This window comes from Streptomyces sp. DH41 (assembly GCF_029813785.1).
GTDB lineage: Bacteria > Actinomycetota > Actinomycetes > Streptomycetales > Streptomycetaceae > Streptomyces.
Genome location: NZ_JARVKY010000034.1, coordinates 54,684 through 68,402 on the forward strand (window position 1 = coordinate 54,684; position 13,719 = coordinate 68,402).

A 13,719-nucleotide genomic window follows, 5' to 3' on the forward strand; every position below is an offset into this window, starting at 1 on the left:
GCGGTGAGCCTAGTCGGCACGGAAGGTGGAGCTCTCGGGAAATACCAGGTCCGTGCAGTGCCGGCGGTTCGTCACGTCGTCGACGTAGGCACGGAAGACCTGCTCCATCCGCGAGGTCATGATGCTGTCGTAGCCCAGGGAGATGGTCATGGTGTGGATCTGCGGCTTGCCGTCGCAGACGGAGGACGCCCACCAGATCGGGTCCTCGGTGCTGCGTCCGGCCCGGCCGGGTGTCGCGGGCTCGGGGTCCTCGCGCAGGTCGGTGCTGGTGAGCAGGAGGTTCCTCGCGTTCTCGCCGGCGTAGGTGTGCAGGGAGACGAACCATCGTGCGAGACGCTCCGGACGGCTGACGTGGTGCTCGCTCCCCTCGGCCCGGTAAAGCGCGCTGGCCCGGCTCGCGCCGAGCACGAGGCCGCACCGCTGGTCCCACAGCCGGTCGTCCGTGCGGCTCTCGACGACCTGGTCCGGGAATCCCGCCCGGCGGGCGAAGCCGGCCTTGCCGTACCAGGCACAGGTGCCCTCGGCGCGCGCCGCCGGGACCGGCCCCTCGGGCAGCGCGGGGACGTTCTCCGGCGCGTCGGGCAGCCGGTCGGCACAGCCCAGCCGGCCGGCGAGGTTGTTGGCCGTGATCACGGCGGTCTCGGCGAGGATGTCGCGGTCGTGCGCGCTGACCTGACCGTCGACTGTGAACCGCCGCCCGGGATTCTGCAACGAGGCCCGCGCCCACAGGGCTTTCCCCACCCGTCCGTCCAGCCTGCCCTCGGCGCACGGCAGCTGGACGACGACGTCGGACTCCGTGACCCAGCCGGCGATGTCGCCGCCGAGCGGCTGGTCGGGATGGGTGGGACCGCCGTAGCTGTCGACGAGCTCCGTCAGCGGCCCGTCGGCGATCAGCGGGCGGCCCGCCGGCAGTACCCCCACCGCTCCAGTGAAGAACCACCGCGAGCCTCGCTCCTCGCCGTCCTTCTCACCGGCCTCGGTGCTGAAGATCTCGCAGTCCTGTGCGGACCCGGCATCGAGGCCGCCGTCGATTTCGATCACACCCTCGTCGGCGACGCGGTGGGTGATCGTGCCGCCGGCCGGGGAAAGCGCCAGCACCCGCCCGGCCGGGACGAGCCCCGCACAGGCCTCGTCGATCTGCCGCCGACCGTCCCACACCTGCCATATCTCGCGGCCGCTCCAGCCGATGGCCACGACGGCGGCCAGACACAGCAGGACGTTCACGGACTTGCGCACACCGTCTGGAACCCGCACCGCTCCCCCGTCTCCCCGTATCGCGGCCCGGGTCCGCCACGCGACCGCCCGACGAAACTAACAGCCGCGGTGGGCTCGCCGAGGGGCCCGGGGCGGTCACCCGTACGTGTGTCCGGCCGGGAAAACCGCACGTGGAGCGCCGAACCACGGAAACACTGGTCCGCGCCTGGAAGGAGGTGCAACATGACGGTTATGGCCGAGCACACGTCTCAGATGTCGGTGGACGAGTTCGAAACGATCGCTTCCGCCGCTCCCGAGACCGTCACGTTGGAGTTCATCGACGGACGGATCGGAACCAAAGCAGTGACTGACGGAGACCACACCGCCATCTTGTCTTGGCTGACCCGGCGCTGTATGCAGAGTCGGCCCGAACTGGACCTGGCGCAGGGCCAAGGCCTACGCGTGGACGCGTACCGGCGGAGCCGGGCGAAACCGGATGCCATCCTCACTGCGGAGGCCCACTTCGCCGGACACGGGGAGTGGGCTGACCCGGACGGAGCGCTCATGGTCGTCGAGGTGACCTCGTACGACTCGGACACGGACCGACGAGACCGTCGCGAGAAGCCGACCGCCTACGGCGAGGCGGGAATTCCCGTGTACCTCTTGATCGACCGGGATTCCTGCACGGTCACAGTGCACAGCTCTCCGGACCGGAGTGTTGGTGGCTACCGTGACGTACGCGTCGCGAAGTTCGGTGATCGGGTGGTCCTCCCCGACCCGGTCGGCATCGAACTCGACACGGAGATCCTCAAGAACTACGTGCGCTGAAGCGACGAGAACGACGGGGTCCCGCCCGGAAGCAACCGGACGGGACCTCGGCTCGTGACAACTCCCGCGACCGCTACGCGAGCAGCGCCGGGATCGTCTCCTCGTGCGCCGTGCGCAGCTCGGCCAGCGGCAGCGAGAACTCGCCCTGGACCTCCACCGCGTCCCCGTCGACGACGCCGACGCGGGTGGCGGGCAGGCCCCGCGCGCCGCACATGTCGGTGAAGCGGAGCTCCTCCGAGCGCGGGACGGCGACGACCGCGCGGCCCGCCGACTCCGAGAACAGGAAGGTGAAGGCGTCGAGCCCGTCCGGTACGACCAGACGCGCGCCCTTCTTCCCGAGCAGCGCCGACTCGACGACCGCCTGGACCAGACCGCCGTCGGACAGGTCGTGCGCGGAGTCGATCATGCCGTCGCGGGAGGCGGAGATCAGGATCTCGCCGAGCAGGCGCTCGCGCTCCAGGTCGACCTTCGGGGGCAGGCCGCCGAGGTGGTCGTGGATCACCTGGGACCAGGCCGAGCCGCCGAACTCCTCACGGGTGTCGCCGAGGAGGTAGAGCAGCTGGCCCTCCTCCTGGAAGGCGACCGGCGTACGGCGGGCCACGTCGTCGATGACGCCCAGCACGGCCACCACGGGGGTGGGGTGGATGGCCGCCTCGCCCGTCTGGTTGTAGAGGGAGACGTTGCCGCCGGTCACCGGGGTGCCGAGCTGCAGGCAGCCGTCGGCCAGACCGCGCACGGCCTCCGCGAACTGCCACATGACCGCCGGGTCCTCCGGCGAGCCGAAGTTCAGGCAGTCGGAGACCGCGAGGGGCTTCGCGCCGGTCGTCGCGACGTTGCGGTAGGCCTCCGCGAGGGCCAGCTGCGCGCCCGTGTACGGGTCGAGCTTGGCGTACCGGCCGTTGCCGTCGGTCGCGATGGCGACACCGAGGCCGGACTCCTCGTCCACGCGGATCATGCCCGAGTCCTCGGGCTGGGCGAGGACGGTGTTGCCCTGCACGAAGTGGTCGTACTGCTGGGTGATCCACTGCTTGGACGCCTGGTTCGGGGACCCGACCAGCTTCAGGACCTGGTCCTTGAGCTGCTCGCCCGTCTCGGGGCGGGGCAGCTTGTTCGCGTCGTCGGCCTGGAGGGCGTCCTGCCACTCCGGGCGGGCGTAGGGGCGCTCGTAGACCGGGCCGTCGTGGGCGACGGTGCGCGGGTCGACGTCGACAATCTTGCCGCCGTGCCAGAAGATCTCCAGACGGTCGCCGTCGGTGACCTCACCGATGACGGTGGCGATGACGTCCCACTTGTCGCAGATCTCGAGGAAGCGGTCGACCTTCTCCGGCTCCACGACCGCGCACATGCGCTCCTGCGACTCGCTCATGAGGATTTCCTCGGGCGAGAGGGTCGAGTCGCGCAGGGGGACATCGTCCAGGGTGACGCGCATGCCACCGGAGCCGTTGGACGCCAGCTCGGACGTGGCGCAGGACAGGCCCGCCGCGCCGAGGTCCTGGATGCCGACGACGAGCTTCTCGGCGAACGCCTCCAGGGTGCACTCGATGAGGAGCTTCTCCTGGAAGGGGTCGCCCACCTGGACGGCGGGGCGCTTGGAGGGCTTGGCGTCGTCGAAGGTCTCGGAGGCCAGGATCGAGGCGCCGCCGATGCCGTCGCCGCCGGTGCGGGCGCCGTACAGGATGACCTTGTTGCCCGCGCCGGAGGCCTTGGCGAGGTGGATGTCCTCGTGCCGCATGACGCCGATGGCACCGGCGTTGACCAGCGGGTTGCCCTGGTAGCAGGCGTCGAAGACGACCTCGCCGCCGATGTTGGGCAGGCCCAGGCAGTTGCCGTAGCCGCCGATGCCGGCGACGACGCCGGGCAGGACGCGCTTGGTGTCGGGGTGGTCGGCGGCGCCGAAGCGCAGGGGGTCCACGACGGCGACCGGGCGGGCGCCCATCGCGATGATGTCGCGGACGATGCCGCCGACGCCCGTGGCCGCGCCCTGGTAGGGCTCCACGTAGGAGGGGTGGTTGTGCGACTCGACCTTGAAGGTGACCGCGTAGCCCTGGCCGACGTCGACGACACCGGCGTTCTCGCCGATGCCGACGAGCATCGCGTCGGACTCGGGGGCCTTCTCGCCGAACTGGCGCAGGTGGACCTTGCTGCTCTTGTACGAGCAGTGCTCGGACCACATGACGGAGTACATGGCGAGTTCCGCGCCGGTCGGGCGGCGGCCGAGGATCTCCACCACCCGCTCGTACTCGTCCTTCTTCAGGCCCAGCTCGGCCCAGGGCAGCTCGACGTCGGGGGTCGCGGTCGCGTGCTCGACCGTGTCCAGAGGCGTCCGGCTCATGCGTTGACCAGCTTCTTGAGGATCGAGGTGAAGAACGGGAGGCCGTCGGTACGGCCGGTGCCGATCAGCGGCTCGACGGCGTGCTCGGGGTGCGGCATGAGACCGACGACGTTCCCGGCGGCGTTGGTGATGCCGGCGATGTCGTTGAGCGAGCCGTTCGGGTTGCCGCATCCGTCGGCGGCGTCGCCGTCGACGACGTAGCGGAAGGCCACGCGTCCCTCGGCCTCCAGCTCGTCCAGCGTCCGCCGGTCGGCGACGTAGCGGCCGTCCATGTTCTTCAGCGGGATGCGGATCTCCTGACCGGCGGTGTAGTCGCTGGTCCAGGCGGTGTCCGCGTTCTCCACCCGCAGCTTCTGGTCGCGGCAGATGAAGTGCAGGTGGTCGTTGCCGAGCATCCCGCCGGGCAGCAGGTGGGCCTCCGTGAGGATCTGGAAGCCGTTGCAGATGCCGAGCACCGGGAGACCGGCCTTCGCCTGGTCGATGAGGGTGTCCATCACCGGCGAGAAGCGCGCGATGGCGCCGGCGCGCAGATAGTCGCCGTAGGAGAAACCACCGCAGAGCACCACGGCGTCGACCTGCCCCAGGTCCTTGTCCTTGTGCCAGAGGGCGACGGGTTCGGCGCCGGCGACGCGGATCGCGCGCTGCGTGTCCCGGTCGTCGAGACTGCCGGGGAAAGTGACGACGCCAATACGAGCGGTCACTTCACGGCCCCCGCGACTACGTCATCGGACTCGACCTTGACGGTGAAGTCCTCGATCACGGTGTTGGCGAGGAAGGATTCCGCAAGATCATGGATGCGGGCGAGGGCGGCGTCGTCGACCGGCCCGTCCACTTCCAGTTCGAATCGCTTTCCCTGACGTACGTCCGAGATCCCCTCGAAACCCAGCCGCGGCAGTGCGCGCTGCACCGCCTGGCCCTGGGGGTCGAGGATCTCCGGCTTGAGCATGACGTCGACTACGACGCGTGCCACTGGCACTCCCGGTGTGTGGTGCTGAGCAGGTCCCTTCAGACTACCCGTACAAAATTTCTACGCGCGTAGCCTTGGAGGAAACTACGTGAGCACCGTCACGATCGGGTATCGGCAGGAGTCGGTCACGAAAAGCTTCGGGAAAGATCCCGGATCGGGCCCGGACACCTATTGCGCGGTGGACACGCGGAGAGATTTAGTCGGGCTTCCCATTGCAATGCCGGGCACTGTACAAATGAAATGTCATTAGCCGATACTTTGCCCAATTACAGGCGAACAGTCGGCATCATCGCGGCGTCTTGACACGTCTTGGCACGTCATCGCGGAGATGCCGCACGAAGGGACCGATATTCGTGGCGCAGCGTGTCGTAGTCACTCTCTTTGACGACATCGACGGCTCGGAAGCGGCGGAGACGATCGCCTTCGGTGTCGACGGCCGGATGTACGAGATCGACCTGAACGAAACCAATGCCCGGGAACTGCGCGAGGCGCTCGAGCCGTACGTCTCGGCCGGCCGTAAGCGGTCGCGCTCCGGCAGGACCTACCGGCAGACGGAGGTCGCCCCCGACCCGGCGGCGGTCCGGGCCTGGGCGCAGGCGAACAAGATGGACGTTCCCGCGCGGGGCAGGATCCCGAAGAGGGTGTACGAGGCGTTCGCCGAGGCGCGCTGAGCCGCCCGCCCGGCTGACCCGCACGGTCGGCACGGCCGCCCGCCCCGACCCGCACGACCGGCGGGGCTGACCCACAGGGCTGAGCGGCCGACTGCCGACTGCCGCTCAGCCGCCCCTCGCGGCAACCGACTTGCGCAGCACCCCGGGTGATCAGCTAAAGTCTGGAGCACGCCGAGGGGCAAGGCCGAAAGGCCCAGCTCACGGAACATGCGGGTGTAGTTCAGTAGTAGAACATCCCCCTTCCAGGGGGAAGGCGCAGTGTGCAATTCCTGTCACCCGCTCTGCATCGCCGTACCGATCACTCATGTCGATCAGGTAGGCTGGTGCTCGCACCGATCGGTGAAGGCCGGTCGGAGGCAATGCGGACGTAGCTCAGCTGGTAGAGCGCAACCTTGCCAAGGTTGAGGTCGCGAGTTCGAACCTCGTCGTCCGCTCGGGAATCAGACCCCGGTCCTCCAAGGACCGGGGTCTTTTCGTGCGTCCGGGTCCCGGGGCGCGGACGCACGAAACACGGATCCGGGGTGCCTGAGTGCGGGTGGCCGCGTCTGACATTTGTCATGCCTGGCGATGAGGGGCCGCACTGTTGTCCCGCCCGACGGTCCGGAATGCTTGAGGCATGCAATCAAACGAACACGAACACGTGATTGAGGTCACCGACCTGCGACGTGTGTACGGGGGCGGGTTCGAGGCCGTGCGCGGAATCGACTTCTCCGTGCGCCGCGGGGAGGTCTTCGCGCTGCTCGGCACCAACGGCGCCGGCAAGACGTCGACGGTCGAGCTGCTGGAGGGCCTCGCCGCTCCGGCCGGCGGACGGGTGCGCGTCCTCGGGCACGACCCGTACACCGAGCGCGCCGCCGTACGCCCCCGCACCGGGGTGATGCTCCAGGAGGGCGGCTTCCCCTCCGAGCTGACCGTCGTCGAGACCGCCCGGATGTGGGCGGGATGTGTGAGCGGGGCCCGCCCGCCGATGGAGGTCCTGGAGGTGGTCGGGCTGCAGTCCAAGGCCGACACCCGCGTGAAGCAGCTGTCCGGCGGCCAACGACGCCGCCTGGACCTGGCGCTCGCGCTGCTCGGCGACCCCGAGGTGCTCTTCCTCGACGAGCCCAGCACCGGACTGGACGCCGAAGGCCGCCGGGACACCTGGGAGTTGGTGAGCGCGCTGCGCGACGGCGGCACGACGGTGCTGCTGACCACGCACTACCTGGAGGAGGCCGAGCAGCTCGCCGACCGGCTCGCGATCATGCACGAGGGCCGGATCGCCGCCACCGGAACCCCGGCCGAGGTCACCGCCTCGCGGCCCTCCCGGATCTCCTTCGAGCTGCCCGACGGCTACTTCGTCGGCGACCTGCCGCCCCTCGGAGAGCTCGGCGTCGGCGACCACGAGGTCGACGGCCGGATCGTCAAGCTGCGCACCCACGAACTGCAGCGCGCGGCCACCGGGCTGCTGGTGTGGGCCGGACAGGCCGGCGTGGAGCTGCGCCGCCTGGACATGCGGTCGGCGTCCCTGGAGGAGGCCTTCCTGGGGATCGCCAAGGAGGCGGCAGCGGGAGCGGCCGAGGGAACGACGACGAAGGAGTACGCGGCATGAGCGCCACGGACACGGACACCCGCTCGCCGCGCGCCACGAAGGGGGCGGTCACCACACCGATGAGCCGGATGACCGCGCTCGCCCGCGCCGAACTGATCCTCCTCGGACGGAACAAGGGCACCATCGTCGCCGCGCTGTTCGTGCCGCTGGTGCTGCCGTTCAGCGTGTGGTCGGCGTCCAAGGAGATGGACCTCGCCGAGGCCGGACTGACCACCGGCACGCTCGTGCTGCCCGCCGCGATCGGCTTCTCCCTGCTGTTCGCCGTCTACTCGGCCCTCGTCGGCGTCTTCGTCGTCCGGCGCGAGGAACTCGTCCTCAAGCGGCTGCGCACCGGCGAGCTGCGGGACGCCGAGATCCTGGGCGGCTCCGCCCTGCCGTCCGTGCTCACCGGGCTCGTGCAGAGCCTGCTGCTGGCGGCGGGCTGCTTCGTCCTGCTGGACCTGTCCGCGCCGTCCGCGCCCCACCTGGCCGTCCTCGGCCTGCTGCTCGGCCTCGTGATGTGCGCCGCGCTCGCGGCCGTCACCGCGAGCTTCACCCGGACCGGGGAGAGCGCACAGGTCACGCCGATGCCGTTCATGTTCGCCTCGATGCTCGGCTCCGGCATGTTCGTCCCGCTGGAGGTGCTCCCCGACCTCGCGTCCTCCCTCTGCGAGCTGCTGCCGCTGACCCCCGTCATCACCCTGGTGCGCGGCGGCTGGACCGGCGACCTGTCCGCGTACGAGACGCTGGGCGCCGTGGCGACGGCGGTGGCCTGGACCGTGGTCGCGGTGTTTGCTGTACAGCGGCGGTTCCGCTGGGAACCGCGGCACTGAGGTACGGGGCGAGTGGGAACGGCGGACGGATGCGCGGGCCCGGTGAATGGTGGCGGCGGAAAAGCATGCCGCAGAAGGTGGAGACGTACACCCGGTGGTCCTTCCACTTCCTCGCCCTGAGCGAGGTCGTCGCCATCGGACTGTCGTCCTACGGCCGGGTCGGACCGCGGCTCGCGACCGCACTGTTCCTGATGGTCCTCGCGCATGCCGTGGTGGGCGTGGCGACCGCCTCCCGGGCGCTGGACTGGATCTGCGGGCGCCGTGCGCAGCCGGTACGGCAGCTGTGGCTGCTCGGCGCCGTCACCGCGGTCCTCGCGGTCCTCGCGATCGCTCTCGTGGAGCACGGCCCGGGGGGCGACGACGTCGACGCCGCGGCCCTCGGTGTCTTCGTGGGCATGCAGGGCTTCGGCGTGGGCGTCCTGACGCTCGGTGTGCGCCGCACCCGGGTCGTCGCCCTGGTCGGCGGCTTCGCGGCGGGCGCGGGTCTCGTGTCGTTCGCCGTGGGCACGCCGTGGCGCGGCGCGCTGGTCACCGCCTGTGTCCTGCTGGGGGTCGGCGCGTTCATCGCCTTCACGGCGGTCCTCTCGGTCTGGCTCCTCAACCTGGTCTTCGCCCTCGACGAGGCCAAGGAGACCCGGGCCAGGCTCGCCGTCGCCGAGGAACGGCTGCGGTTCGGGCGGGACCTGCACGACGTGATGGGACGGAACCTCGCGGTGATCGCCCTGAAGAGCGAACTGGCGGTCCAGCTGGCCCGGCGCGGGCGGCCCGAGGCGGTGGAGCAGATGATCGAGGCGCAGCGCATCGCCCAGGAGTCGCAGCGCGAGGTCCGGGACGTCGTACGCGGCTACCGGGAGGTCGCCCTGGAGGTCGAGCTGGCCGGTGCCCGGGGCGTGCTCGCGGCGGCCGGTATCTCCGCGAAGATCACGGGCGGCACGACCGGCCTGCCCTCCGAGGTGCAGTCGGCCCTCGGCTGGGTGGTGCGGGAGGCGACCACGAACGTGCTGCGGCACGGGGACGCGAAGAAGGTCGCCGTGACGGTGCTGATGTCGGAAGGACGGGTAGTGCTGACGGTGGAGAACGACGGCGTCACGGAGGGGACCGGCTCCCCGGCCGCCACGGGCGCGCCCGCCGGGACCGGCGGTTCGGGGCTCGCGGGCCTGCGGGAGCGGCTCTTGGCGGTGGGCGGCACGCTGGAGGCGGGGACCGCCGGCAAGGGACTGTTCCGGCTGATGGCCGAAGTGCCGCTGCCGGCCGCCGGGGCGGAGACCGCACGGGAAGTGGCGCCGTGACGACGACCGTGCGCGTGCTGCTCGCCGACGACGAGCACCTCATCCGCGGGGCACTGGCGGCCCTGCTGTCCCTGGAGGACGACCTCGTCGTGGTCGCCGAGGCCGCCACCGGGCCGGAGGCACTGGCGATGGCCCGGGCGCACGAGCCGGACGTCGCCGTACTGGATCTCCAGATGCCCGGCGCGGACGGTGTGAAGGTCGCCACATCCCTGCGGACCGAGCTGCCCGCCTGCCGGGTGCTGATCGTGACCAGCCACGGGCGGCCCGGCCACCTCAAGCGGGCCCTCGCGGCAGGTGTGCGCGGGTTCGTCCCCAAGACGGTCAGCGCCCAGCGGCTCGCCGAGCTGATCCGCTCGGTCCACGCCGGAAACCGCTACGTCGACCCCGAGTTGGCCGCCGACGCGATCTCCGCCGGGGACTCGCCACTGACCGCGCGCGAGGCCGAGGTGCTGGAGCACGCCGCCGACGGGGCGCCCGTCGCGGAGATCGCCGAGCGTGCCTCGCTCGCGGAGGGGACCGTACGGAACTACCTGTCGTCGGCCGCTAACAAGCTCGGGGCGGAGAACCGGCACGCGGCGGTGCGGCTCGCCCGCGAGCGGGGTTGGGTATAGTGGCTGTCGCGCCACGGCGAAGTCCACGGCTTCGGTTCAGGACTTCGGTTCAGGACTTCGGTTCAAGGCTTCGGTCTAGGGCTTCGGCTCACGGCGCAGTGCGAACGTAGCTCAGTTGGTAGAGCGCAACCTTGCCAAGGTTGAGGTCGCGAGTTCGAACCTCGTCGTTCGCTCCGTAGGAGAAGCCCCCGGCTCCGGCCGGGGGCTTTCTCGTGTCCGCCCTTGGCGGAGTACCTACGACCAGGTCAGACCGGTCAGGCGCTCGTACGCCTCCACGTACTTGGCGCGGGTCGCGTCCACGACCTGTTGCGGCAGCGGGGGCGGGGGCTGCTCGCTCTCGCGGTCCCAGCCGGACTCCGCCGAGGTGAGCCAGTCCCGGACGAACTGCTTGTCGTACGACGGCTGCGCACGGCCCGGCTGCCACTGGTCGGCCGGCCAGAAGCGGGAGGAGTCCGGGGTGAGGACCTCGTCGCCGAGGACCAGGTCCTCGGCGCTCCCGCCCGCGAAGCCGAACTCGAACTTGGTGTCCGCCAGGATGACGCCGCGGTCACGGGCGATGTCCCGGGCGCGGGAGTAGACGGCCAGGGTGAGCTGGCGCAGGGCGGCCGCGGTGTCCGCGCCGACCTGGCGGGCGACCTCCTCGTAGGAGACGTTCTCGTCGTGCTCGCCGACCTCGGCCTTGGTGGCCGGGGTGAAGATCGGGGCGGGCAGCTCCGAGCCGTCCACGAGACCCTCGGGGAGGGCGAGACCGCAGACGGTACGCGTCTCGTTGTACTCGGCCAGCCCCGAGCCGGTGAGGTAGCCGCGGGCCACGCACTCCACGGGGACCATGCGCAGGGACTTGCAGACCAGCGCGCGGCCCTCCCAGTCGGCGGGGGCGCCGGGGGGCAGCTCGGTGCTCAGGACGTGGTTCGGCGCCAGGTCCGCGAGCTGGTCGAACCACCACAGGGAGAGCTGGGTGAGCACCCGGCCCTTGTCGGGGATCTCGGTCGGCAGCACCCAGTCGTAGGCGGAGATGCGGTCGCTGGCGACCATCACGAGGTCGCCCGCCTCGTTCTGGTACAGCTCGCGCACCTTGCCGGTGTGCAGATGCACCAGACCCGGAACCTGGATCGGCTCGGGCTTTTCAACGAATCCGGACACGGTTCCTCCCCGTGGTTCTGTCCAATGCTCCGATTGTCCCGTACGGGCGGGGGACCGGGGACGGCGGGGCGGTGGGGGTGCCGGGTGCGGGTCAGTCCCGTTTGCAGATGCGGTCCAGGAGGTTGGCGGTGGCCCGCTGGACGCGTGGGTCGACGTGACCCGGACGGTCCAGGGCCGGGGACCAGGCGAACGTCCCGGAGGCGAAGACCCAGGCGCCGGACGGAGCCCGGTACAGCGACGTCTCCTGGTGGCGCCGGGCGCCGTCGGCGTCGGTGTACGGGCTGTGCGCGAGCAGGACCCGCTCGTCGTGCACGGGGAGCGCGGTGCGCGGGAAGTAGCGGTCGGCCTCGCCCGCGACCAGGTCCTCGATCTCGTCGCCCTCGTGGGCGCCGGTGGCCTCCCAGAGCCAGTGCCCGGCGTTGCGGACGATCATCGGGTGCGGTCCGGGGACGCGGCCGGCGTACTGGATGCCGAGCAGTTGCTGTTCCGGGCGGTCGACCTCCCGCCACAGCACCGGCCGGCCCGGTCCCCGGCGCTTGCGGCAGGTCAGCAGCCGGTCGGGGGCGCCGGACGGGGAGGGGGCCAGCTCCACCTGCCAGTACATGGTGTTGGCGGAGAGGAAGACCAGGGACGTGCCCTGCTCGCGGGCCAGCTCCGTGGTGCGGCGCATGGGGACGGACCAGTACTCGTCGTGGCCCGGGAAGACCAGCCCCCGGTAGCGGGTCGGGTCGACGCGGCCGGAGTGCAGGTCGCGGGCGTCGGCGTAGGCGAGGTCGTAGCCGTAACGCTCGGCGAAGCGGATGAAGTCGTAGGCGTGGCCGACGTGGAGGGGAAGACCGGCGCCCGCGTACGGGCGGTCGAAGGAGACGGTCGTCGCGGCGTCCGCCTCGCCCAGCAGCCGGCCGTCGTCGTCCCAGGCGTGGTAGAGGCTGGCGCCGGTGCGGCCGTCCTCCGGGTAGAGGTTGTACGCCTGCCAGGTGATGTCCGGCAGGACGAGGAGCAGGTCGGCGGGGTGACTGTGGCGGACCGTGAAGGGCACGTGGGAGCGGTAGCCGTCGGAGGTGGTGAGGACGGCGACGTACGCGCCGATGTTCCAGTACGACGGGATCTGCAGCCGCCAGGACAGCCACCAGTGGTGGCAGGAGACCGTGCGGTCGGCGGTCAGCGGCGGGGGCTGGACGATGCCGGACAGGCGGGGGCTGGTGGTGATCTTGGCGGCGCCGTCACCGCCGTAGTGGCCGATCCGGTAGACGTCGACGCTGAATTCCTGGGGCGGGTCGACGGTGATGTGGAAGTCGATGGCCTCGCCGGGTGCGGCGGCTCCGGTCGCGGTGAAGCCCTTGATCTGGCGGCGGACGTCGTCGGCGGCGCGCGGTCCGCCGCCGTCGGTGTGCCGCCGGGGCTTCTTCCTGCCCGGTTTGCCGTCCGGGTCCGGTACGGCGTCCTGGTCCGCGTACCAGGGGACGACCTGGCCGGTGTCGCCGAAGTACGTCTCGCCGCCGCGCAGCCAGGGGACGGGCCCCTGTCCGAAGGGGTCCGTCACGGCATGCGCGAGTGCTCCCGACTCCCAGCGGCGAATCTGCTCGGGCCCCATGGGACAGCCCCCTCCCTCGTGCCCCCGTGGTCGTGCGTATGACTGACGCCCTTGCCATGTGCGCGATCGGTCCCAGCACATCACATTTCGCGCGCGTGCTGTCACTGTTCGTTGCGAAGTGGCCGAAAGTGGAATCAGCGGATCCGATTTGGCGGTCCCGGTGTACCGGGCCGGGATCAGACCAGACGCACCGGCTTTTCCGGGCGTATGCCGAGCTCGCCGATCCAGTCACGCAGAGGGCCCGGGTCGCCGGTCTCCACGAGGCTGCGGACGCGGGGGGCCAGATCAGCGGCGCGGGCGCCATTGACCAGGAGGGACGGTCCGTCGAGCCAGTCGAGGCCGGGGGCCGCGCCGGCGGTGTCCATCGCCGCGCAGCACACCATCGCCGTGATGTGGGCGGTGAGGATCTCGCGGCCGGTGCGCGGAGGCTGGAGGGGGAGGAGGGGCAGCGCCCCGTCGTCCCAGAGGGCGGCGTCGGGGCCGGCCGGTCCGGCGGCTGTCCCAGGGGCCGAGGACCGTGCTCCGGCCGACTGCGCCCGCGCCTCCTCGCGGGCCAGCTGGGCACTGAGCCCGGCGGCCAGGGCGGCACCGCGGACGGTGGTGCCGGCGAGGTCGTCATCGTCGTCTGCGCAGCGGTGGTCCGGGTGGTCGCCGTCGGGGAAGTCCGCGTCGGCGTGGGCGGTGGGGGCG

The 13,719-nt window shown here is 71.0% G+C and carries 12 protein-coding genes, 3 tRNA genes and 1 pseudogene; 9 read left to right on the forward strand and 7 right to left on the reverse strand.

Going from position 1 to position 13,719, the window contains the following annotated elements; genetic code table 11:
• Nucleotides 1-9: 9 nt before the first annotated feature.
• Nucleotides 10-1,254: a hypothetical protein gene (locus QC283_RS35825; RefSeq protein ID WP_279565958.1), complete on the reverse strand. Its 1,245-nt coding sequence runs from the start codon at nucleotides 1,252-1,254 to the stop codon at nucleotides 10-12.
• 183 nt (nucleotides 1,255-1,437) lie between these two features.
• On the opposite strand from QC283_RS35825, the gene QC283_RS35830 reads away from it, so the two are divergent.
• A complete protein-coding gene (locus QC283_RS35830; RefSeq protein WP_279565969.1) occupies nucleotides 1,438-2,022 on the forward strand; it encodes a Uma2 family endonuclease in 585 nt (194 codons plus the stop codon).
• A gap of 73 nt (nucleotides 2,023-2,095) precedes the next feature.
• On the opposite strand, the gene purL is transcribed toward QC283_RS35830, so the two are convergent.
• From purL to purS, 3 genes are read right to left on the reverse strand one after another with little or no spacing between them, the layout of a single operon-like run.
• Nucleotides 2,096-4,354 carry a phosphoribosylformylglycinamidine synthase subunit PurL gene (gene purL / locus QC283_RS35835; protein WP_279565959.1) on the reverse strand — a complete coding sequence of 753 codons (2,259 nt, stop codon included), beginning with the start codon at nucleotides 4,352-4,354 and terminating at the stop codon, nucleotides 2,096-2,098.
• Nucleotides 4,351-5,055 (reverse strand): phosphoribosylformylglycinamidine synthase subunit PurQ, encoded by a 705-nt coding sequence (gene purQ / locus QC283_RS35840; RefSeq protein WP_279565960.1) that lies wholly within the window; start codon nucleotides 5,053-5,055, stop codon nucleotides 4,351-4,353. The genes purL and purQ overlap by 4 nt, the downstream gene beginning before the upstream one ends.
• Entirely contained in the window at nucleotides 5,052-5,324 is a 273-nt protein-coding gene (purS, locus tag QC283_RS35845) for a phosphoribosylformylglycinamidine synthase subunit PurS (RefSeq protein WP_053133538.1), read from the reverse strand. Before purS ends, purQ begins: the two co-directional genes overlap by 4 nt.
• Before the next feature lie 350 nt (nucleotides 5,325-5,674).
• Here purS and QC283_RS35850 point away from each other — a divergent pair, with 350 nt between their 5' ends.
• From QC283_RS35850 to QC283_RS35885, 8 genes are all read left to right on the forward strand, one after another.
• The gene (locus QC283_RS35850; RefSeq protein WP_279565961.1) at nucleotides 5,675-5,992 is read left to right on the forward strand and encodes a histone-like nucleoid-structuring protein Lsr2; all 318 of its coding nucleotides are present in this window, start codon (nucleotides 5,675-5,677) and stop codon (nucleotides 5,990-5,992) included.
• A gap of 209 nt (nucleotides 5,993-6,201) precedes the next feature.
• Nucleotides 6,202-6,273, forward strand: a tRNA-Gly gene (locus QC283_RS35855).
• 80 nt (nucleotides 6,274-6,353) lie between these two features.
• Nucleotides 6,354-6,426: transfer RNA gene (locus QC283_RS35860), tRNA-Gly, on the forward strand.
• A 182-nt stretch (nucleotides 6,427-6,608) separates the two neighbouring features.
• The gene (locus QC283_RS35865) at nucleotides 6,609-7,580 is read left to right on the forward strand and encodes an ABC transporter ATP-binding protein (protein WP_279565962.1); all 972 of its coding nucleotides are present in this window, start codon (nucleotides 6,609-6,611) and stop codon (nucleotides 7,578-7,580) included.
• On the forward strand, nucleotides 7,577-8,392 hold the full coding sequence (locus tag QC283_RS35870) for an ABC transporter permease (protein ID WP_279565963.1): 816 nt from the start codon (nucleotides 7,577-7,579) through the stop codon (nucleotides 8,390-8,392). The genes QC283_RS35865 and QC283_RS35870 overlap by 4 nt, the downstream gene beginning before the upstream one ends.
• Nucleotides 8,393-8,421: 29 nt before the next feature.
• A complete protein-coding gene (locus tag QC283_RS35875) occupies nucleotides 8,422-9,681 on the forward strand; it encodes a sensor histidine kinase (RefSeq protein WP_279565964.1) in 1,260 nt (419 codons plus the stop codon).
• Entirely contained in the window at nucleotides 9,678-10,292 is a 615-nt protein-coding gene (locus tag QC283_RS35880; protein WP_279565965.1) for a response regulator transcription factor, read from the forward strand. Before QC283_RS35875 ends, QC283_RS35880 begins: the two co-directional genes overlap by 4 nt.
• A gap of 100 nt (nucleotides 10,293-10,392) precedes the next feature.
• Nucleotides 10,393-10,465, forward strand: a tRNA-Gly gene (locus QC283_RS35885).
• Nucleotides 10,466-10,526: 61 nt separating this feature from the next.
• Here QC283_RS35885 and QC283_RS35890 read toward each other — a convergent pair.
• The 3 genes and pseudogenes from QC283_RS35890 to QC283_RS35900 all read right to left on the reverse strand — a co-directional run.
• Nucleotides 10,527-11,435, reverse strand: a complete 909-nt coding sequence (locus QC283_RS35890) for a phosphoribosylaminoimidazolesuccinocarboxamide synthase (protein WP_279565966.1) — start codon at nucleotides 11,433-11,435, stop codon at nucleotides 10,527-10,529.
• A 91-nt stretch (nucleotides 11,436-11,526) separates the two neighbouring features.
• The gene (locus QC283_RS35895) at nucleotides 11,527-13,029 is read right to left on the reverse strand and encodes a N,N-dimethylformamidase beta subunit family domain-containing protein (RefSeq protein WP_279565967.1); all 1,503 of its coding nucleotides are present in this window, start codon (nucleotides 13,027-13,029) and stop codon (nucleotides 11,527-11,529) included.
• A 176-nt stretch (nucleotides 13,030-13,205) separates the two neighbouring features.
• A pseudogene (locus tag QC283_RS35900) lies at nucleotides 13,206-13,719 on the reverse strand (hypothetical protein); the annotation flags it as partial.